Below are 19,286 nucleotides of genomic sequence, written 5' to 3' on the forward strand. Positions count from 1 at the left end.
GGTTGTAATCGGTAAGATGATTTTCCACTGGATAATCATGAAAAAGCAGGGGCTCCGGAACCCCTGCTTTTTTTGTGTGTTTAAAGGTTTTTCATTGTCCACCTCTAATTCATTAAAGATGCTCAAAATGATCAAACACAAAGCTAATAACTCCATTACAATAATGGAGAACACACTGGACAAGTCATTAACCGGGGAGTGAAGGCCATGAAGATTGAAATTGAGGAGTCAGCATCGAAGCAGTCCATACTGGACGTACATATAGCCGAGGCAGGATATGAAGCAGGCAAGTCGACGATACAAAACATCCAAATCCAGGTGTATCCAGGAGAACTGGTAGGTATTATTGGTCCAAACGGGGCGGGCAAAAGCACGACCATCAAAACGATGCTTGGCTTGCTGGAGCATGCCGAGTTTGAGATTACAATTGGAGGAGAGGGCAGATATGCCTACATCCCGGAGCAGCCTGTCTTTTATGAATATATGACTCTTTGGGAGCATCTTGATCTTGCGGCAGCGGCGTACGAAATGGAGGAAAGGGACTTTGTTGCGAGAGCGGAGGAATTGCTGGTCCGTTTCAGTATGGATCATGTACGCGATGATCTTCCTGGCAGTTTTTCCAAAGGCATGCGTCAGAAAATGATGCTGATGATCGGCTTCCTGGCCTCACCTGATGTATATATTGTAGATGAGCCTTTTATTGGACTGGATCCGCGCGCAACGAAGGATTTCCTGCAGCTGCTCGATGAGGAACGCCGCCGCGGGGCAGGGGTGTTAATGTCCACGCATGTACTTGATACAGCGGAACGGATCTGTGACCGATTTGTACTGATTGCAGCAGGCAGATCGGCCGCTGAAGGCACGCTGGATGAGATTCGCGCTGTCGCCGGGCAGCCCGAATTATCCTTATTCGACTGTTTTGATATACTGACATCCTAGTCAGGGAGGTGAAAGAGGGATGGGAAACTCTGAGCGATATACACCAATTCGTTTATATAGACGCAGGCGTCGAGAGCATTTCAATGGACAGTTGAAAAATCTGAGATTGGCAGTGGACTGGACGGTATGGTTGTATCTGCTGGTTCCGGGGCTACTGTATCTGATCGGGTGGTATTCGAGCCTATGGACCAAACCGCTGCCAACATGGGCGACTGAACTATCTGTGCCTGTCCTGACAGGGCTGATCGATATCGTTATGCTTTCAGGCGGTGTACTGATCTTTGTGGAAGAAGCGGACATGCTGTTTCTGAAATCAAGACCATTATGGATGCGGACTTTAATGAAGCAAGGGCTTTTCCGGGCCTGTGTGCTGCATTTGGTCAAAATGATTGTGATTACGGCCTTGACCGCACCCTTGTGGTCTCGTGTTTATGACATGTCATTTACACCTATCGCGCTTCTTGCGCTCTGGTTTGGTATCGTAGCTTCAATTCAGGCGATCGCTCTGCACATCATTAAGGTGCGAAATACCGGATGGAGACGCTGGATTCGACTCATCCCTGCCGCGATTGCCTTGGGACTTTTGACGATCCGTACAACGTCATGGATGGACGGAGAGATCTGGAGACAGCTTGGTGGAATCTTTGTCGGAATCCTTATCCTTGTCACTCTGATCCAAATGAGGCTGTTGATGAAGGGCACGTTTGAGGGGGATGTACGGGAGGATTTACGAGGTCGTTTGAAGCTAACAGCGCTTATGTTAAGTCAGTCTGTGTCCAAGCCGAAGGTTCCTCGTACAAAAACAGTCGTTTTTCGCAAAAGGCGCAGGCTTCTGCGCAATCGTTCCATGTCCAACCGGACAGCCGAAACGGCTTTCAAAGCTTTCTTTCGAGACTCTTCCACGATGAAACTGTATTTGCAGCTGGGTAGTCTCTCCACAGCAGCAGTCATGCTTCCCCCTTTTCCCGTTAATGTCATCGTGTGCTGCCTGCTGATTATTATGCTGACCCTGCTGTTTTATCGCTCATGGGATGTGTTCGTGACTTCAGACTACGTGCAGCTCCTATCCTATGACCCGGCTGCTCTGCACCGTGCAGGATTGACAATGGTTCGGATGCTGTTTATCCCGCTGGGCCTTATCATGGGTTTGGCTTTGGGAATAACCTGGCTTGGCTGGCTGTTAAGTGTCATTGTTGCAGCAGCTGTTGTGGTCTTTGGACTCTTCTGCCTTTCCGTGGGAGGATGGATTCGATTGACCCGTTCAAGCTAAGCTAAAGTATTCCAGTAGAAATCGCATATCGTTTTCCATTAGTGACCATGCTATAGGAGAGATCAACTGTAGCGAGGAGGAAAGAACGAATGATGGACGATAGCGAACTTCAGGTACATTTTTCTGACCATTCAGCACTGCTTGCGGCGGAGGCCACGCTGAAGGAGCTTGGATATAAGCCGTATCAATCGGGGCCGCTGGAATTGTACATTCCTACCGATCGCCAGGATATACAGTCGGCGGTGGAGATTGTGCAGTCACACGGAGGAAGCGCAGCGTTCCTGGCTGAAACAGACGGGTTTGACCAATTTCAGGATATATCCATTCCGGCTCATATCATTAACGAGGATTGGCAAGAAGGTTATGCAAATGGAAATCAGGACAGTGGGCTTCAACAAGGATTGCATAATCGGGACGATGACCCAACCTTTGACGATTCAGTGGATGGATTCTCCGGCAGTGTAAAAGCATAATCAGATGAATAGTCAAAAAACCTCGGGTCCCACAGCATGTGGGCACTTCGAGGTTTTCTTGTTTTTGGCATGTTTATTTATCTTATACTACTGGCGTTTTTGTACTCTGCGGCATGCATGCCAGCGGTGTATCCGGTAGAGAATGCAGCGGTAATGTTATACCCACCAGTGTAGCCGTGGATGTCCAGAACCTCACCGCAAAAGAATAGACCCGGCAGCAGCTTGGATTCCATTGTTTTTGGGTATATTTCCTTTAAGTGCACACCTCCGCCAGTGACGAATGCCTCTTTGAGAGAACGCGTGCCATCCACGCGGAAGGTAAAAGCCTTCATCAGCCCGCATAACGTGCTCAGCATGCCCTTAGGAAAATGGTGGAATGTCAGCTCTTCGCTGATTTCGGCACGTTTCATCAGTAATGGAATCATGCGTTCAGGTACCCATGCTTTCAAAATGTTCTTAACTGCCTTGCGTGACTCTTGCTCCAGAACCTGCTGGACCTGTCTTTCCAGTGCAGCTGGAGTGAGATCAGGAAAGAAATCAATGCTCATCGTGACCTGAGTGCTGCCGGATTTGATTTGTACCTTACGAATGAACTGACTGCAGCGGAGGGCGATAGGACCCGATACACCAAAATGCGTGAAGATCATATCACCACGATGCGAAATCACAGTCTTGCCTTTGGCATCCAGCACGGATAACCCTACATCCCGCAAAGATAACCCCTGAAGTTCTCTGGATTGGATCCAGCTCTCACCGGAAACAATGGGTACCTCTGTCGGGTAAAGCTCCGTAATTGTATGTCCGGCTGATTCAGCCCAAGGATAACCATCCCCGGTTGAACCGGTTTGAGGTACGGATTTGCCTCCAGTTGCTACAATGACCGCATGGGCTTTGACTGTCTTCCCCGAGGCAAGCTTGACACCCTGTACATGCTGTCCATCATGAATCAGCTCCGTGACAGGCTCTTTGGTACGAATCTCCACACCCAGAGAAACCACCTTCCCGACCAGAGCATCGACCACCGTTTTGGCCTTGTCTGTAACGGGAAACATTCTTCCATTGTCTTCTTCCTTCAGGGCAATACCCAGGTTTTCGAAGAAACGCATGATTCCCTGATTGTCCAGATTTTGAAATGAACTATATAAGAAACGCCCGTTACCGGGAATATGCCTGATCAATTCATCTGTCTCTTTGGCATTGGTCACATTGCAGCGACCGCCTCCGGAGATTCCGAGCTTGCGGCCCAGTTGATCTCCCTTATCCAACAGAAGCACAGAGGCTCCGTGCTCGGCAGCAGCAACGCATGCCATTAAGCCTGCGGAACCGCCACCAATTACAATGACATCGTACATATTATTATTACCCTCTTTTTCCATTGATTTTGTCTACTTTATTGCTCTTAATTGAACACTGGTAAGAAATTGAATAAACAACATATAGATTCCAGCTATTTCCGTTTTCTATATATAGTACACTTGGACGTTAAAAATCGAATTATGCAGGATAATAGGACAAATGGTACACATTTTTAACCATTTATAATGAAAGCAACTGTTCTATTATGCAGTCTCAAGGGATATATTGTAATATACTGTCGCCTATGTTTTAATCAGAAATACATGAGGGAATGTGCGGGCGAGGAGGGAGATGGCATGGTGGTTGCGTTAAAGGACATTCTTTTACAGGTGCTGCTTGCAGGTTCTGCGGTATTCCTGATTCCCTTTTTTTATCTGGGGCTTCCCAAACAAGTTCAGGCCAAGACAGATCGTAGTAGAATGATGCTGAACAGCCTGGCAGTGACAAGTGCGGCCAGCATGCTGCTCTGTTTGTTGTTTGCCCATTATGCGAGTCCCGCGGCCGTTCCCATTTCATTGGGTGTGATACCTCTTACCATCAGCATATTGTACTGCCGGCCTGTGATAGGCCTCACGCTTACCCTTCTCCATGTAATCGCTTATTTTCTTATTGGACATCCCTATACCTTGTACGAGTTTCTCCTTCAAACAGGCATTCTTCTCTATCCTATTGTATGGTTGACGGCCAGACGATTCAAGCACTATACGCATTCACGCAAAATTACGATGGTCAGCTCGTTGATCGCAGCAGAATTGATTGGTTCCGCCCTGCTGTGCATTCCTTTGATGGATGGAAATTCTACGTTATCCCTAGCTCAAGGAATAGGCATCATGCTGGGGTACATCGTTGGTGCTGTTTTTGCAGGCAGCTTTAGTATGCTCTGGATTGAGCATATGCATCATCATCAGGGGCTTGAACAACATCTGTCCGAAGTTCATCATCAATACATATCCGAAACGGAAAAGCTTCACCAAATACTGAACGCAGTTCCATTATCCATCGCTACAGTGGACCCGGAGGGAACTGTACAGTTTGTTAATGATACCATGGAGCAAACAGCAAGAAATCAACTGCCCTGTACGACCACTTCCAATCTGATTGGGCTCCCTGCAAGCCAATTTGTCGAACAGGGGCAGGCTGACAGATTGGAGAACAGTATACGTAGGGCGGTTGTGGATGGGGAAATCAACGGTATGACCGTACGTTACGGCTCCTATGTATTCCAGTCGCGGACCGTGCCGGTCTATTCCCTTTCTCATGAAAGGTCAAGAGAGGTCACGGGAGCCATGCTCATAATTCAGGACATTACTGAGCTGGAAATGCTGCGAAGCGAGCTGGACAATGTGGATCGTCTCAGTTTGGTGGGGCAGATGGCTGCCAGCATAACTCATGAAGTGCGGAATCCGATGGCGGTTGTACGCGGTTTCCTTCAATTAATGCAAGAGAAGAGTCCTGATTCGCTAGATCACTACTATCAGATTGTACTGGAGGAGCTGGACCGGGCAAACAGCATCATTAATGACTTTCTCTCCCTAGCCCAGAACCGGATCTCAGAAAAGGAAGAGTCCCAGCTGCACGACATTATACATGAATTGAGCCCGCTGTTATGGGCAGATGCCAATCTGCGTGGACAGAGTATCGAACTCATGCTTGACCATAATGTGCCGAAGCTGCACCTGAATACGAAAGAAATCAAGCAGGTAGTGCTCAATCTGGCTCGCAACGGCATGGAAGCCATGACAGAGAAAGGGGTTCTGACGCTCGAAACGCGGATGGTGGATGACAAGGTCGAGCTGTGTGTACACGATACAGGTGCAGGCATAGCGCAACAGAAGCAAGAGAAGCTATTTGAACCTTTTTATACGACGAAAGCCAAAGGGACCGGGCTCGGGTTATCCATGTGCAGAAGCATCGTAGAACGACACAACGGAACGATTACGGTGGAGTCGCAGGAAGGCGAGGGCACGACCTTCAAGGTTTCGTTTCAACGATAAAGGCGCAGCATATTTTGCCAGAGATCAAGACATAATAATATGAATGAAGCCTTACCGCAGGCGGAGTCTGAACCTTGCTTTCATTGCTTGGCGATGTATAATAGGGATAGCACATCATTAAAATCCATGTTTTGTATGGCGGAGCATTGATGATTGTTGATTCCGAGGCAATTACATGTTCCCCGAAATAATAGAACAACCATTAATAAGGAGTGAAACGAATGTCGATGTCATTTGATCAATACATGAAAGATATGGTTCAACCGATGCGGGATGAGCTGACTCGCCTGGGTATTCAGGAATTGCGTACCCCTGAGGAAGTAGAAGCTAGTCTGCCAGATGCTAAAGGAACAGCACTTGTCGTGATTAACTCGGTGTGCGGATGTGCCGCAGGACAGTGCCGTCCGGGTGTATCTCAAGCCCTTCAGCACGATATTACACCGGATCACCTGTATACGGTATTTGCCGGACAGGACAAAGAAGCCACAGCAAAAGCACGTGAGTACTTTGCACCGTATCCTCCATCTTCACCTTCCATTGCTCTAATGAAAGACGGTGAACTCGTTCACTTTATCGAGCGTCACCAAGTGGAAGACCGTTCTGCGGAGGAAATTGCGGCTGATCTCACGAATGCATTTGACCGTTACTGCCGTTAATTAGCTCTAGGAGCGCCCCGCCCTTCGGATGACCGATGCCGGGGCGTTTCATTTTGAGCAAATAAGGTTATTGAAGCATTCGGACCTTTCAAGCTGGACATCAAATTTCATTTATGTAGAAACGGGGTGTGTTGAACGATGAGTTTGCAACAACAGATCATCGCTGAGTTGAAGGTTAAGCCAAGCATTAATGAAGAAGAGGAAGTCCGCAAACGCGTTGACTTTCTGAAATCCTACGTGAAAAATTCCGGTACCAAAGGATTGCTTATTGCCATCAGTGGCGGAATTGACAGTGCGGTTGCTGCAGCGCTGTGCAAAAAGGCTACAGACGAACTCACAGCCGAGAACAACCAGGAATACAAAACACTGGGAGTGTTCCAGCCATACGGTGAGCAATCCGATATCGATCACAGCTACGCGGTTGCAAAGGCATTTGACCTGAAGCATGTGGTGGAAACCAATATTGAAGATGCGGTCAATGAGATCGCGCTTGAAGTGGAGCAAGGCTTCAAATCCATGGGCAGCCCGCGTCATATGACTCCACAAGGCAAAGGGAATGTAAAGGCAAGAACCCGCATGGTCATGCAATACGCACTTTCTTTTGAAGAAAACCTGCTGGTGGTAGGTACGGATCATGCTTCCGAAGCCATCACCGGTTTCTATACGAAGTGGGGCGACGGGGCGGTTGACATTACACCGTTGAGCAGCCTGAACAAACGTCAGGTTCGTCAGCTCGCTGCATATCTTGGTGTTCCGCGCGAAATTTTGGACAAGGCTCCTTCAGCAGGGCTTTGGGAAGGCCAGACAGATGAACAGGAACTGGGCATTTCCTATGAGGATAACAGCGACTACCTGGAAGGCAAACAGATTGATCCTGCTGCGCAGGAGCGTCTTGAGTCATTCTATACACGCACTCACCATAAACGTAATGCCATCCCAGGCATCTAAAATCTTGGTGTAAGGTTTACAGGGTGAATGATTTAACCTGTTAATGAAAAAAAAGAGTCACTGCATCAGGCAGTGACTCTTTTTGCTGTAGTATCGGTTGGATGATATCCATTATGTTCAATTCTAGGTTTCCATCTGACGAAGCTGCATGCCCAGCTATATCTTCCCTGATTCTTATTTTCACATAAATGGGAATGTCGGTGAGGTACTCGCTTCTCGCTCTTCCTCCTGCTACAATAGAATACGTGTTCGGAGCAGTGATAAATAGAAACCATTCAAGATTCTACACAGCATAAAAGATTAAGCGGGTGAATCGTTAATGATATATGGAGTTGGAAACGATGTACTGGAGATCGGACGTATGCAGAAGCTGCTGTCTGGTCGTCATGCCGAAGCATTTATGAATCGAATTTTGACTCCGGCTGAGCGGAAATTGGCAGCTGAACGAGGGAAAAGGATGACTGAATTTGTGTCTGGCCGGTTTGCAGCAAAGGAAGCAGTGTCCAAGGCGTTTGGCTGCGGCATCGGCCGTGTGATGAGTTTTACAGATATCGAGGTGCTTCCTGACGAAAAGGGACGCCCGGTCGCAACGTTGTCTAGTCAGGCATGGGAACGGCTTCAATTGCCATATGACCAGCAGTATGATATTCATCTCAGCATTACGCATCAGACAGAGCTTGCAGCAGCTTTTGCCATCGTGGAGAAGACAGACAAATAGTCGGTAAGAATAGAGCAATAGGAATAGCAAGGTAACAGGAGAGGACGGAAATATGGGTTTAATGGAACAAAAGCAACACTTTAGTGTGAATTTGCTGGATTGGTACATGATTAACAGACGTGACTTGCCGTGGCGTCGTCACAATAATCCCTATTTTACGTGGGTATCGGAAATCATGCTTCAACAGACGCGTGTGGATACGGTCATCCCGTATTTCAACCGGTTCATCGCCAATTTCCCGACCGTTCAGGCCCTGGCCGAAGCAGCGGAAGAGGATGTGCTGAAGAACTGGGAGGGACTTGGCTACTATTCCCGTGCCCGTAACCTTCAGGCAGCTGCCCAGCAGGTGATGGAGCTGCACGGTGGAGAGATGCCGCAGGATAAACAGGCCGTATTTGCATTAAAAGGAGTGGGTCCGTATACAGCCGGGGCCATTCTCAGTATTGCCTTCAACCAGCCGCAGCCTGCGGTAGATGGCAATGTCATGCGGGTTCTGTCCAGATACTTCCTCATTGATGAGGACATTATGAAGGGCAGCACCCGGGTGCTTATGGAAGAGCTTGCCGGAGAGCTCATTCCGGAAGGGCGAGCGCGTGATTTCAACCAGGCGCTGATGGAACTTGGCGCGCTGGTATGTACGCCAAAAGCGCCGCACTGTCTGACTTGCCCGGTCATGGAGCAATGTTCCGGCCGCATCGCCGGACGGGAGCTCACGCTGCCGGTCAAGACCAAGGCGAAGCCGCCGCGCCCTGAGCAGCGGCTGGTCGCTCTGGTCGAGGGCCGCGGCGAGCATCGCGGCCAAGTGCTTGTGCGCCAGCGCCCAGCGACGGGCCTGCTGGCCCGCATGTGGGAGCTGCCGCATGTACTGGCGGCGCCCGCCGCAGCCGGCAAGGCGGCGGGGCCGCTGGCCGATGAGCCAGCCATGGCACTGCTGGCTGGCAGTCTGTGGGCGGAGGGCTTCGCTGCCCGCCCGGAGGGGCTGGCTACCCATGCGGAGCATGTGTTCAGCCACATCGTTTGGAACCTGCAGGTGTACAAGTGCACCGAGCAGGACCAGGGCAGTGAAGAGCTTCCGCTAATCGCTGCGGAAGCAAGAGCCGCCTATGACGCAGATACCCAGGCGGCTGCCAAGGAGATGGAGGCTTCCGTGCTGGAGGCTTCCCCCTCAGCATCCGATCTGGACGGAGAGATCCTTGCGGAAGCAGCGGATATCTCCCCTGACTCAGCTCTGACCCAGACAGGCAGGGGGGACGGGCTCATCTATCGCTGGATTGGACCCAAGGATATGGACAAGCTGGCCTTCCCTAATGTCTTTTTGAAGCTGCTCAGCAGTTACTTTGCTGGGGCTTATGATGAAGTAAAGGAATAATCCCATAAACAAAAGAGCCTGATTCAGTCATCAAGACCGAATCAGGCTCTTCTTATTGTCAGGCAGCCTTATTTCGCTGCTGCGTAACGTTTGTTCACTTCATCCCAGTTGATTACATTCCAGAATGCGGAGATGTAGTCAGGGCGTTTGTTTTGATATTTCAGGTAGTAAGCGTGCTCCCATACGTCCAGACCCAGAACCGGAGTCAGGCCTTCGAAGAGCGGGCTGTCTTGGTTAGGCGTGCTAGTGATGGACAATTTGCCATCTTTGCCTACAACGAGCCAAGCCCAACCGGAACCGAAACGAGTAGTAGCTGCCTTTGCAAAGTCTTCTTTGAACTTGTCAAAGCCGCCCAGTTCGCTGTCGATTGCAGCTGCGATGTCACCTGTAGGAGCGCCGCCGCCGTTAGGTCCGATGATTTCCCAGAACAGGCTGTGGTTAGCATGTCCACCACCATTGTTGCGAACCGCTGTGCGGATGCTTTCTGGTACGCTGTCAAGGTTAGCGATCAGATCTTCCAAGCTTTTTTCTTGCAGTTCAGGAGCGCTTTCCAGAGCTGCGTTAAGGTTAGTTACATAAGTATTGTGATGGCGATCGTGGTGAATTTCCATCGTTTGTGCATCGATATGTGGTTCCAGAGCGTCGTTAGCGTAAGGAAGTGCCGGTAATTGAAAAGCCATAGTGAAAATACCTCCTGAGATTTTAATTTTTTTAAGCATTTTGCACAACCAATTGAACGCTCCCGGGCAAGATTCAGACGAAGATAAGCACTACAATCTATGTCTTGCTGAGAGTCACTCAGTGAAGGGATGCAAACTGCTCAGGTACATATGTAATAATACCCTTGCCACTAATATTAAACCGCATCCGGGCTAATTAAGCAACATTTTTGTTTATTAAGTCCCCCGCAACGTTGATCAAATGCATGACTCGGGATAACAAACATATTTTACCCATTATGAATATATTTATGTGATATTAGCCGATTTAATAGACAAAAAAATTAATATTCGGATGTAAACGGTTACAATTAAGCGCTTTCAAAAGAAAATGCGTGTTTTATGGCGGAAAGTATGGTTTAATTGACGAAGAAGCGGTATTTTCTCGTTTTTTGTCATTATTCGAACATTGGGTTTTTGGTAAAAAGGGGAGCCCCTTTTTGTAAAACCTCATCAAGCTAACGAAAAGGGAGATTTAAGACATGCACGTTCGTTCCTTTCAGTTGAGTGATGCAAGCCAGATGACGGAGCTTCTCCAGGTTGCACTATCGGAAGAGTGTTATGAGAACACGATGGGCCCGTTTGCCCGTCAATTGTCATGGGATTCTGACCTGATTATGGTTGCGGAAGAAGAGGGAGACCTCGTCGGCGCCTTGATCGGTACGATTGATCACAACCAGGGATGCATCTACCGTATTGCGGTCCATCCAGACTATCGTCGCCGTGGAGTCGGCAAAACACTTGTCGAGGCCATGGAACAACGTTTCCAACAGCGGAAAGTCAGCCAAATATGGGTCGCGGGTGATGAGCACAACAAAGCAGCCATGCCTCTATATGAAGCTATGGGTTACGGCGCCAATAAAATATTAAGTGCCTTTCAGAAACTTAGTATTTTGTCCAAAGCCTAGGTTTGAATGATTAAAAAAGAAATAAAACAGATTCTCATTTTATATTAGGCATATCCCTTTAACGTAACCACGTAGGGATATGCCTTTCTATTTGTATGATCCTAAGCTGCGGATTATGCCTGAGGTGATTGGTGTTCATAACCAATTGTTTCACTCCGGCAAATAAGATAGACTTAGAGGGAGTATGAACGCCTTTATTGGAACAAAATTGATAAACGAGGTGTCCCTTTGAACTCCAATATACCTTCTACAGAGCGTATGAATTCCGAAGATCGAAGCAACCAGACAGGGTCTGGACAGCCGGGGAAATCCTGGGCTGCAGAACTATGGGACTGGGTGAAGACAATCGTTGTTGCTTTTGTGATCATGATGCTGCTGAATCTGTTTGTATTTAATCTGTCGATGGTCAAAGGTCAGTCCATGCAGCCGACACTTGTCGAGCGGGATCGTTTGTTCGTCAACAAGATTGTCTATGATATTGGAAAGCCATCCCGGTTTGACGTTATTGTACTGCGGGATCCGAGTGAAGGTGTGGAGAAAAAGGAATTCCTAGTTAAACGCATTGTTGGGCTTCCGGGCGATACGGTTGAAGTACGTGACCACCATTTGTTTGTGAATGGAGAACAGCAGGCAGAGACGTATACGGATACCGAGGTGCAGGATCCTGATTTTGGCCCGATCACGCTGGAAGATGATCATTATTTTGTGATGGGTGATAACCGCCATGAGGGGAAAAGCAAGGACAGTCGCGTCTTTGGCAGTATCACATCCAGTGAGATTGTTGGTAAAGCTGAATTTATTTTCTGGCCGTTTTCCGAGATGAAGAAACTGTAAAATGTTGGTTTGGAAACTTTGGACTTCATTTTGCGTCAAATATATGGACCCTTATCACAATTTAAATGCGGTACACACGGAAGTGTACCTTTATAGACGCCTGTCCTCTCAAGCGAGGCGGGCGTTCACTGTTTAGTGAATATGAGTGGAGAAGAAGAGAGGGAAGAGAACATGACGAGCGTACAGACCGGGGCAGCTCAGGCTGGTTCCGTGTGGGAACAGTTAAAACAGGAGATCAAGGCAGCTGCCCCCGGGCTGGGCATTGATGATGTCGGTTTTGCTTCGGCAGAGCCCTTTGTTTCGTTAAAATCACTGCTGGAGCAGCATCGGGACAACGGTTATGCATCCGGTTTTGAAGAACCGGACATCGAGAAGAGGGTGCGTCCTGCCTTGAAGGAGGGCGAGCCCGCTTCGCTTATCGCCATCGCTGTGGCATATCCATCGAAGATGGTTAATCCGCCGAAGTCGGAACCTGGTGCATATCGCGGCATTTTGGCCCGTTCGGCCTGGGGCAGGGATTATCACCATGTGCTGCGCGAAGCCATGGACAAGCTGGTTCAATTTATACGGGAACGGGTGCCGGAGGCCATGATTGAGAGCATGGTGGACACAGGGGCACTTGTTGACCGGGCAGTATCCCAGCGAGCTGGCATTGGTTTCAGCGCCAAAAACTGTTCCATCATTTCACCCAAGTTTGGATCGTGGATCTATCTTGGTGAACTGGTGACCAACATTCCCTTCCAGCCGGATACGCCGGTAACGGAAGATTGCGGGGAATGTACAAAATGTATCGATGCCTGTCCGACAGGAGCACTGGTGGGTCCGGGACAATTGAATGCACAGCGGTGTATTTCTTTTGTAACGCAGACCAAAGGGTTCGTGGACGAAGAGTTCATGTTGAAAATAGGCAACCGCCTGTATGGTTGTGATACTTGTCAAATCGTCTGTCCGAAGAATCGGGGCAAAAACTGGGACCACCATCCCGATCTGCAGCCCGATCCGGAGATTGTGAAGCCGCTGCTGTTACCGCTGCTGGACATCGGCAATCGTGAGTTCAAGGAACGCTTCGGGCAGAGCTCTGCCGCCTGGCGGGGCAAAAAGCCGATTCAGCGTAACGCAGTGATAGCACTCGGCAATTTCAAGGACAAAAGCGCTGTACCGAAGCTAACGGAGGTACTGAAGCGTGATCCGCGTCCCGAGCTGCGGGGAACCGCAGCCTGGGCGTTAAGCAGAATTGGAGGAGAAGACGCAATGAGAGCAATTGGGGAAGCTGCCGCTAACGAACAAGATGGAAACGTACTAAGCATGCTGCAGAAGGCCAAGGAACGACTCAGTTCGTCCGGGTCCTTACCCGAAAAGCCGCAGGTTGGGCTAATGAGTGACAAGCAGCAAGAAGAACAGAAGAATGAATCAACCGATACGGATTCGAATGCATCCGGACAATCGGTGAAGCAGGAGGCGGCTGCGTGGAAACCTTCGCCCGTAACAGGGCTTCATGGTACGCCGGTATTTTATGATGAAGTGCTGACACCTATTGGTACACTTACGTTGTGTGCTACGGAAAAGGGACTCTGTCATATTGATTTTGGAGCATTTCATGTACGTGAGGCGCACCTGCAGCAATGGGCCCGAACCTGGATTGGCGAGTACCGATACGAGAAAAACGAAGAGAAGCTGAGCGAAGCTGCGAAGCAGCTGCAGCAGTACTTTGCCGGGGAGCGAAAATCCTTCGAGTTGGAAATGGATCTGCTCGGAACACCGTTCCAGCTTCAAGTATGGCAAGTCCTGTCCGATATATCTTATGGAGAGGCCTCAACACACCAGCAGGTTGCAGAAACGATCGGAAGACCCAAAGCTGTTCGCGCAGTTCTGGATGCCATTAGCAAAAATCCGATTCCGATCATTATTCCCTGTCACCGCATCAGCGGCAAAGACGGAACCCTGGTAGGTTATGTAGGCGGTCTGCAAACCAAGGAGCAATTGCTCGCATTGGAGCAGCAATCGTAAGAGCGGGGGACGTTCATGAAGTATGTAAACGTGGAAAGTGTGGAGGCGGGTGAGTGTCTGGGCAAAACCGTGTACTCAGGCAATGGAACAGTCTTGTTGTCTGCGGGAGTCCAGCTCACCGTATTTATGATTAATACGCTGAAGCGTATTGGCGTAACCATGCTGTACATCCAGGATGAAGCGTATAAAGACGTGGAGACAGAAGACATTCTGGATGAAGCCACGAAGCGGGCTATTATTAATGAAATGAGCGTGACGCTGGAGGCGGTACGCTCCGGGAAAGACTGGAGCCCGAAAAAGGTTGCAATTAGCATAGACAAGCTGCTGAACGACGTATTAAATGGGCGGGAACTGCTTGTCCAGTTAACGGATATTCGAACCAAGGACAATGCCCAGTACGTACATGCCATGAATGTATGTTTGCTTTCATCTGTAATGGGACTCAATTTGGGTTTGAACTACAATCAGCTGAAGGATCTGGCGGTGGGTGCGCTGCTTCATGATATCGGCAAAGTCGGAGAGCCTCCCGGCAGCGCTTCGGCGGCAAATGCTTCCCTTCACCATACCTGGCGGGGGTTCGAAGTCATCAAGTCCAAGCGGGAGTTCAGTCTGCTCGTGGCTCATACGGCCCTTCAGCACCATGAGCATGTGGATGGTACCGGGCTGCCGAGAGGCATTATGGGCAAGGACATTCATCTGTTTGCCAAAATTGTCGCTGCCGCCAATATCTATGATAATCTGATCAACGGCTCGTCTGGTCCAAGCCTGCTGCCGCATGAAGCCTGTGAAGAGATGATGGCCATGTCGGGTACGAAGCTGGATCGGGACATCCTGATTGAATTTAACCGCAGCGTATCCGTATATCCGAACGGAACAGCCGTCAGGCTGTCCACTAGAGAAACTGGAGTCATTGTCCGGCAGCATCGGGGGCTGCCAGGCAGACCGGTCATTCGGGTTGCACGCGGAAGCACGCGTTATGATCTGGATGTGGTCGAGGTGGATCTGGCCAGGGAAACGACCGTTTTCATAGAGGCGGTTATGACCTAGGTTTACATGGAGCTTGATGAGAGGTTTACCCCCAGGTTGAAGCGAAGTTTGGGTTCGCCGATTTTTAACTATTAGCTGGAAAATCCGTTTGCTCCAATCGTGCGGAAATGCTATGATAACTTTCAGGAAATCCGGTCCGTGACACGTGTACAAGCAGGCAAGTGGACATCAGGTGCTGACACGGATCATCAGGCTTTTTAGATTGCATACAGAGGTGTCTAAGAGATGGAAATAGTAATACCGATTATCACATTGATTGTAGGTCTGGTCGGGGGATTTTTCATCGGGGTGTACTACTTGCGTAAACAACTCGAGAAAATGCAAAGTGATCCCGACATGCTTCAAAAAATGGCGAAGCAAATGGGTTATAACCTGAATGGCAAGCAAATGCAGCGCGCCCAGCAGATGATGAAGAACCAGCAGCCAGGCGCGAAGATGCCTCAGCCGGGGCAGCATCCTGCGCGTAAAAACTCGGGCCGCCGAAAATAATAGTTGTAAGCAAGCAAATTGCATAATTGATTATGCATAATGCTGAAGTGAAAGAAGGCTTACACCAAGTGGTTCGAAAGGAGGCGTTCGGCAGTGGCTGGCGTGAAAGATTATTTGAATTCAAAAGTATCCGACAATCGGGAGAAGATCGAGTACCATGTGGAACAGATCCTCAAACTGATCGGAGAAGATAGTACGCGAGAAGGGCTGCTTGAGACGCCTGCACGCGTAACCCGTATGTATGAAGAGATTTTTGGCGGGTATGAAGTGGACCCGCGCGATGTACTCGGCGTGACGTTTGACGAGAATCATGAAGAGCTTGTCATTGTGAAGGACATCGTTTATTACAGCCAGTGTGAACATCATATGGCGCCCTTCTTCGGCAAAGTGCATATTGGGTATGTACCCAGCGGCAAAATTGTCGGGTTGAGCAAAATGGCTCGGTTGGTCGAGGCAGTTACCCGTCGTCTGCAAGTTCAGGAACGTATCACTTCACAGATTGCCGACATCCTGAACGATGCTGTTGAACCGCATGGTGTCATGGTCGTTGTGGAAGGTGAGCACTTGTGCATGTGCTCCCGCGGCGTGAAAAAGCCTGGCAGCAAGACGGTAACTTCCGCGGTCCGTGGTTCCTTCCGGGACAATACGGCGCAGCGTGCTGAGTTTCTGTCTCTGGTTAAGGACTAAGACCCGAACCGGACAAGCTTTCAAGCCGTGTCCAATCATTAAAGGTTCACCTAATAAGCCGAGTTCCCTGGGAACCGGCTTATTTATTTATATGAGCATTTGTGTACATCCAGCGATGTTTAAAACCCTTTCCTTGTCTTATCCTGATTCAGATTCGTTTAGTCGGAGGTTAGCAAATATGAGTGTACCTTTGAATTCAGACAATACCGAACAGCCTGGAGCAGAGCAGGCGCTTCCGTCCAACTCGTCATCCAGGCTGCATCGTATACAGATCTGGGAAACCCCATTACTTCGGTATGGAAGCAGTGTGCTAGAGGCATTTGCATGGGAAGAAGTGATGTGCCGCCGTGTAGGCGAAGGGCATCTGCCGGTTGCCCATATTTGGCGTCATCCTGACGCATTTGTTGCAGGTCTGCGGGATCGCCGGCTTCCCAAGGCTGTAGAGGCAATGGAAGGCATAAGAACGCAGGGAACCGCTGTCTGTGTTCGTCCCTCGGGAGGTGCAGCTGTTCCTCTTCATCCTGGCGTGGTTAACATTTCATTGATTTTGCCTAACCCGGCCCGAGCTATCAATATTCACGATGACTTCCGCGAGATGGCAGCTCTTATTGCCGAGTCGTTAACACCATGGTCGAATCAGGCGCGAACCGGAGAGATCGAGGGTGCCTTCTGCCCCGGTGATTATGATGTCAGTGTAGGCGGACTGAAATTTTGCGGTATTGCCCAGCGAAGGCAGGCCAAGGCGTATATTATAACGGCTTTTATTATCGTCGAAGGGCAAGGAGACAAGCTGGCGGCAGATGTACGCAAGTTCTATCAGCATGCAGCAGACGGCCTGCAGGAAGGGTATCCCGATGTTCGTCCGGGCACCATGGCGAGTCTTCAAGAGCTCGCAGGAGTGCCTTCTGCAGCAGCTTACACCGCTTCCTTGGTCCGTACGCTTCGTAATCGATACCCTATGGCTGAGACTGACCACGTATTGTCCGTTGATCGAGAGGCAGTCAGGCAGACGGCAGAGCAGATGAAACTGCGCTACGATTAGTATCGTTCGAGAACACTTGGAATTGGTTAATAGAGATGATATGATGTGATTTCGGAAGGAGAGTGCCAAGATGGAAACATTAAGATATACATTTGAATATGAGGTTGTTTCTTCAGGCGAGAAGTCTGAATTCAGCCAAATGGCAACAAGCAAGGAAGAAGCTGCGGCTTTGATCGTTGCACGTATTGCCGACCTGGAATTCACGGGTGAGGAAGATATCAAGCTGGGGGATCTGATTGCCATCAGCAAACAGGTTGGGGACAACTATGTTGCGTGCGAGGGCTGTGCTTCCTAGTCTAGCATGACGCGTCAGTGACCTTATCTAAATACAAGCAAGTCTTCTTGAATCAGGAGGCTTGCTTTTTTTATTGCAAATGAAGAAGAGATATCTGGCAGTCTACCGGCTGGAGATATCTCTTTTCTCTTGTTCCCTTTTCCCTTTTCCCTTTTCGTTTCTAGTAGGGTGGCCACAACAGCTTGCGTGCCGTTTCATAACGTTCAGCCACCGCAGGCCAATAGACGACATTCCACCAGTCCTCGATATATTTCTTGCGCTCATTCTGATGCTTCAGATAGTAGGCATGCTCCCATACATCCAGCGGCAGGAGAGGTACGATGTCGGACTGGGACAGGTTCTGGTGCTTCTCCGCCTGTAAAATCTCCAAACGGTGAGCCCGTGGACTCCAGACAAGGAGAGCCCAGCCGCTGCCTTCCACTTTGTTAGCGGCTTCAGTGAATTGATTTTTGAATGCCTCATAACTGCCAAAATCCCGTTTGATCTGTTCAGCAAGTAATCCGGAAGGTTTGCCGCCGCCTCTGGGATTCATGATCGTCCAGAAGATCGTATGAAGGTAGTGGCCTGCACCATTGAAGGCAAGTTCTCGTTCCCAATGTTTGACGAGTTCGAAATTATTTTTTTTACGTGATTCTGCCAGTTTCTTCTCGGCTGTATTGAGTCCGTCCACATAGGATTGATGGTGCTTATCGTGATGAATGCGCATCGTCATTTCGTCAATATGTGGTTCGAGTGCGTTGTAGGCATAGGGCAGAGGAGGCAGCGTGTGTCCTCCAATCGGAACAGGTCTCTCCTTCACAGGAGGTGTAGAAGGCAAGGTGATGCTCTCTGTAGTACCGGAAGATGGCGATAGACCGGAGACCTCTGAAGACTGGACCTGTGAAGAAGAAGATGAAGGTGCGGGAGCTGACGGAGCGTTAGTTTTTCCAGCCATGGATGATGGCTCCTCCGCTGCTTCACGCTCGGTGCGTCCTGACAATTGAACATACTTATCCAAAGAAAAGGGAGCATCACTTGCCGAATCTCGCATGATTCCAGGCTGAATCAAGGTATCGAGTACACCGAGGAAATACTCCGATTCGCGGATAAAGTGCAGAATGACTGCCTTAGCGAGCGGGACAGCTTGCACGGCGGCACTTTGCTCAAGCAGGACGTACAGCTGCCTGATGAATTCCCGCGATTGTGAACGTGCAGAGGAGACAAGCTGTTCTACGCTTCCGATGATGTAAGGGGCAGGGGGATGGGTTCCGGGTAACAGTTGTTTCAACAGCTGGTTGGCTACCTTCTCGGTATTTTCAAACGTCACTGCCCATTCTTCAAGCAGCTTCACATAAGTGGGCTCCAGATCGGGAACCAGTGCCCGAATAACGAGCGTATGCTCTTTCTCCTGCTCCTTCCAGAACCTGATCTCCTCCAGAATGCGGAGAGGCAGCAAGGGTCCATAGCCAGACCAATTCATATGCGGCAAACCTCCATTCAATTAAAATGTCATATCGGCCTTCAAGGGATAGGGTGTGATTAACCTTTTATAATCG

The 19,286-nt window shown here is 49.4% G+C and carries 19 protein-coding genes; 16 read left to right on the forward strand and 3 right to left on the reverse strand.

The genetic code is table 11. From position 1 onward, the window contains the following. The first annotated feature begins 207 nt into the window (after positions 1–207). The 3 genes from AC3WQ3_RS23805 to AC3WQ3_RS23815 all read left to right on the forward strand — a co-directional run bounded on the left by AC3WQ3_RS23805 (position 208) and on the right by AC3WQ3_RS23815 (position 2,682). Positions 208–939: an ABC transporter ATP-binding protein gene (locus AC3WQ3_RS23805; protein WP_492473814.1), complete on the forward strand. Its 732-nt coding sequence runs from the start codon at positions 208–210 to the stop codon at positions 937–939. A gap of 19 nt (positions 940–958) precedes the next feature. Continuing rightward, positions 959–2,209 (forward strand): ABC transporter permease, encoded by a 1,251-nt coding sequence (locus AC3WQ3_RS23810; RefSeq protein ID WP_492473816.1) that lies wholly within the window; start codon positions 959–961, stop codon positions 2,207–2,209. 89 nt (positions 2,210–2,298) lie between these two features. After that, positions 2,299–2,682 (forward strand): hypothetical protein, encoded by a 384-nt coding sequence (locus AC3WQ3_RS23815; protein WP_127540773.1) that lies wholly within the window; start codon positions 2,299–2,301, stop codon positions 2,680–2,682. A gap of 77 nt (positions 2,683–2,759) precedes the next feature. On the opposite strand, the gene AC3WQ3_RS23820 is transcribed toward AC3WQ3_RS23815, so the two are convergent. After that, complete coding sequence (locus AC3WQ3_RS23820) at positions 2,760–4,034, reverse strand: BaiN/RdsA family NAD(P)/FAD-dependent oxidoreductase (RefSeq protein ID WP_492473819.1); 1,275 nt, start codon at positions 4,032–4,034, stop codon at positions 2,760–2,762. Positions 4,035–4,334: 300 nt separating this feature from the next. On the opposite strand from AC3WQ3_RS23820, the gene AC3WQ3_RS23825 reads away from it, so the two are divergent. The 5 genes from AC3WQ3_RS23825 to mutY all read left to right on the forward strand — a co-directional run bounded on the left by AC3WQ3_RS23825 (position 4,335) and on the right by mutY (position 9,723). Further along, complete coding sequence (locus AC3WQ3_RS23825) at positions 4,335–6,032, forward strand: two-component system sensor histidine kinase NtrB (RefSeq protein ID WP_492473821.1); 1,698 nt, start codon at positions 4,335–4,337, stop codon at positions 6,030–6,032. A 221-nt stretch (positions 6,033–6,253) separates the two neighbouring features. Then, positions 6,254–6,688 carry a BrxA/BrxB family bacilliredoxin gene (locus AC3WQ3_RS23830; RefSeq protein ID WP_095293217.1) on the forward strand — a complete coding sequence of 145 codons (435 nt, stop codon included), beginning with the start codon at positions 6,254–6,256 and terminating at the stop codon, positions 6,686–6,688. A 138-nt stretch (positions 6,689–6,826) separates the two neighbouring features. Continuing rightward, positions 6,827–7,636 carry an NAD(+) synthase gene (gene nadE, locus AC3WQ3_RS23835; RefSeq protein WP_127540767.1) on the forward strand — a complete coding sequence of 270 codons (810 nt, stop codon included), beginning with the start codon at positions 6,827–6,829 and terminating at the stop codon, positions 7,634–7,636. 319 nt (positions 7,637–7,955) lie between these two features. Continuing rightward, entirely contained in the window at positions 7,956–8,354 is a 399-nt protein-coding gene (acpS, locus tag AC3WQ3_RS23840; protein WP_127540765.1) for a holo-ACP synthase, read from the forward strand. Between the two features lie 52 nt (positions 8,355–8,406). Continuing rightward, positions 8,407–9,723, forward strand: coding sequence for an A/G-specific adenine glycosylase (gene mutY / locus AC3WQ3_RS23845; protein ID WP_492473824.1), 1,317 nt, complete (start codon positions 8,407–8,409; stop codon positions 9,721–9,723). A 68-nt stretch (positions 9,724–9,791) separates the two neighbouring features. Here mutY and AC3WQ3_RS23850 read toward each other — a convergent pair whose 3' ends face one another. Beyond that, complete coding sequence (locus AC3WQ3_RS23850) at positions 9,792–10,403, reverse strand: superoxide dismutase (RefSeq protein WP_153976821.1); 612 nt, start codon at positions 10,401–10,403, stop codon at positions 9,792–9,794. Positions 10,404–10,924: 521 nt separating this feature from the next. On the opposite strand from AC3WQ3_RS23850, the gene AC3WQ3_RS23855 reads away from it, so the two are divergent. The 8 genes from AC3WQ3_RS23855 (at position 10,925) to AC3WQ3_RS23890 (ending at position 17,751) form a co-directional block, all read left to right on the forward strand. Then, positions 10,925–11,350 (forward strand): GNAT family N-acetyltransferase, encoded by a 426-nt coding sequence (locus AC3WQ3_RS23855; protein WP_095293213.1) that lies wholly within the window; start codon positions 10,925–10,927, stop codon positions 11,348–11,350. Between the two features lie 228 nt (positions 11,351–11,578). Continuing rightward, positions 11,579–12,184, forward strand: a complete 606-nt coding sequence (gene lepB / locus AC3WQ3_RS23860; RefSeq protein WP_261780176.1) for a signal peptidase I — start codon at positions 11,579–11,581, stop codon at positions 12,182–12,184. Between the two features lie 171 nt (positions 12,185–12,355). After that, positions 12,356–14,191: a tRNA epoxyqueuosine(34) reductase QueG gene (gene queG, locus AC3WQ3_RS23865; protein WP_154896874.1), complete on the forward strand. Its 1,836-nt coding sequence runs from the start codon at positions 12,356–12,358 to the stop codon at positions 14,189–14,191. A gap of 15 nt (positions 14,192–14,206) precedes the next feature. Continuing rightward, positions 14,207–15,238 (forward strand): HD-GYP domain-containing protein, encoded by a 1,032-nt coding sequence (locus tag AC3WQ3_RS23870; protein ID WP_492473827.1) that lies wholly within the window; start codon positions 14,207–14,209, stop codon positions 15,236–15,238. A 225-nt stretch (positions 15,239–15,463) separates the two neighbouring features. Next, positions 15,464–15,727 (forward strand): YneF family protein, encoded by a 264-nt coding sequence (locus AC3WQ3_RS23875; RefSeq protein ID WP_095293210.1) that lies wholly within the window; start codon positions 15,464–15,466, stop codon positions 15,725–15,727. A 93-nt stretch (positions 15,728–15,820) separates the two neighbouring features. Beyond that, a complete protein-coding gene (folE, locus tag AC3WQ3_RS23880) occupies positions 15,821–16,414 on the forward strand; it encodes a GTP cyclohydrolase I FolE (RefSeq protein ID WP_336784304.1) in 594 nt (197 codons plus the stop codon). 178 nt (positions 16,415–16,592) lie between these two features. Beyond that, positions 16,593–17,456: a lipoate--protein ligase family protein gene (locus AC3WQ3_RS23885; protein WP_492473830.1), complete on the forward strand. Its 864-nt coding sequence runs from the start codon at positions 16,593–16,595 to the stop codon at positions 17,454–17,456. 70 nt (positions 17,457–17,526) lie between these two features. Then, positions 17,527–17,751 carry a hypothetical protein gene (locus AC3WQ3_RS23890; protein WP_095293207.1) on the forward strand — a complete coding sequence of 75 codons (225 nt, stop codon included), beginning with the start codon at positions 17,527–17,529 and terminating at the stop codon, positions 17,749–17,751. 160 nt (positions 17,752–17,911) lie between these two features. Here the strand turns inward: AC3WQ3_RS23890 and AC3WQ3_RS23895 are convergent, their stop codons facing one another. Continuing rightward, positions 17,912–19,210, reverse strand: a complete 1,299-nt coding sequence (locus AC3WQ3_RS23895) for a Fe-Mn family superoxide dismutase (protein WP_492473832.1) — start codon at positions 19,208–19,210, stop codon at positions 17,912–17,914. Positions 19,211–19,286 lie beyond the last annotated feature (76 nt).

The sequence above is a fragment of the Paenibacillus sp. FW104-T2 genome (genome assembly GCF_058789975.1).

Bases quoted from the DNA above. Each gene is read 5' to 3' on its own strand.
- AC3WQ3_RS23805 (WP_492473814.1), top strand. From the start codon at position 208: ATGAAGATTGAAATTGAGGAGTCAGCATCGAAGCAGTCCATACTGGAC.
- AC3WQ3_RS23810 (WP_492473816.1), top strand. From the start codon at position 959: ATGGGAAACTCTGAGCGATATACACCAATTCGTTTATATAGACGCAGG.
- AC3WQ3_RS23815 (WP_127540773.1), top strand. From the start codon at position 2,299: ATGATGGACGATAGCGAACTTCAGGTACATTTTTCTGACCATTCAGCA.
- AC3WQ3_RS23820 (WP_492473819.1), bottom strand. From the start codon at position 4,034: ATGTACGATGTCATTGTAATTGGTGGCGGTTCCGCAGGCTTAATGGCA.
- AC3WQ3_RS23825 (WP_492473821.1), top strand. From the start codon at position 4,335: ATGGTGGTTGCGTTAAAGGACATTCTTTTACAGGTGCTGCTTGCAGGT.
- AC3WQ3_RS23830 (WP_095293217.1), top strand. From the start codon at position 6,254: ATGTCGATGTCATTTGATCAATACATGAAAGATATGGTTCAACCGATG.
- nadE (WP_127540767.1), top strand. From the start codon at position 6,827: ATGAGTTTGCAACAACAGATCATCGCTGAGTTGAAGGTTAAGCCAAGC.
- acpS (WP_127540765.1), top strand. From the start codon at position 7,956: ATGATATATGGAGTTGGAAACGATGTACTGGAGATCGGACGTATGCAG.
- mutY (WP_492473824.1), top strand. From the start codon at position 8,407: ATGGGTTTAATGGAACAAAAGCAACACTTTAGTGTGAATTTGCTGGAT.
- AC3WQ3_RS23850 (WP_153976821.1), bottom strand. From the start codon at position 10,403: ATGGCTTTTCAATTACCGGCACTTCCTTACGCTAACGACGCTCTGGAA.
- AC3WQ3_RS23855 (WP_095293213.1), top strand. From the start codon at position 10,925: ATGCACGTTCGTTCCTTTCAGTTGAGTGATGCAAGCCAGATGACGGAG.
- queG (WP_154896874.1), top strand. From the start codon at position 12,356: ATGACGAGCGTACAGACCGGGGCAGCTCAGGCTGGTTCCGTGTGGGAA.
- AC3WQ3_RS23870 (WP_492473827.1), top strand. From the start codon at position 14,207: ATGAAGTATGTAAACGTGGAAAGTGTGGAGGCGGGTGAGTGTCTGGGC.
- AC3WQ3_RS23875 (WP_095293210.1), top strand. From the start codon at position 15,464: ATGGAAATAGTAATACCGATTATCACATTGATTGTAGGTCTGGTCGGG.
- AC3WQ3_RS23885 (WP_492473830.1), top strand. From the start codon at position 16,593: ATGAGTGTACCTTTGAATTCAGACAATACCGAACAGCCTGGAGCAGAG.
- AC3WQ3_RS23890 (WP_095293207.1), top strand. From the start codon at position 17,527: ATGGAAACATTAAGATATACATTTGAATATGAGGTTGTTTCTTCAGGC.
- AC3WQ3_RS23895 (WP_492473832.1), bottom strand. From the start codon at position 19,210: ATGAATTGGTCTGGCTATGGACCCTTGCTGCCTCTCCGCATTCTGGAG.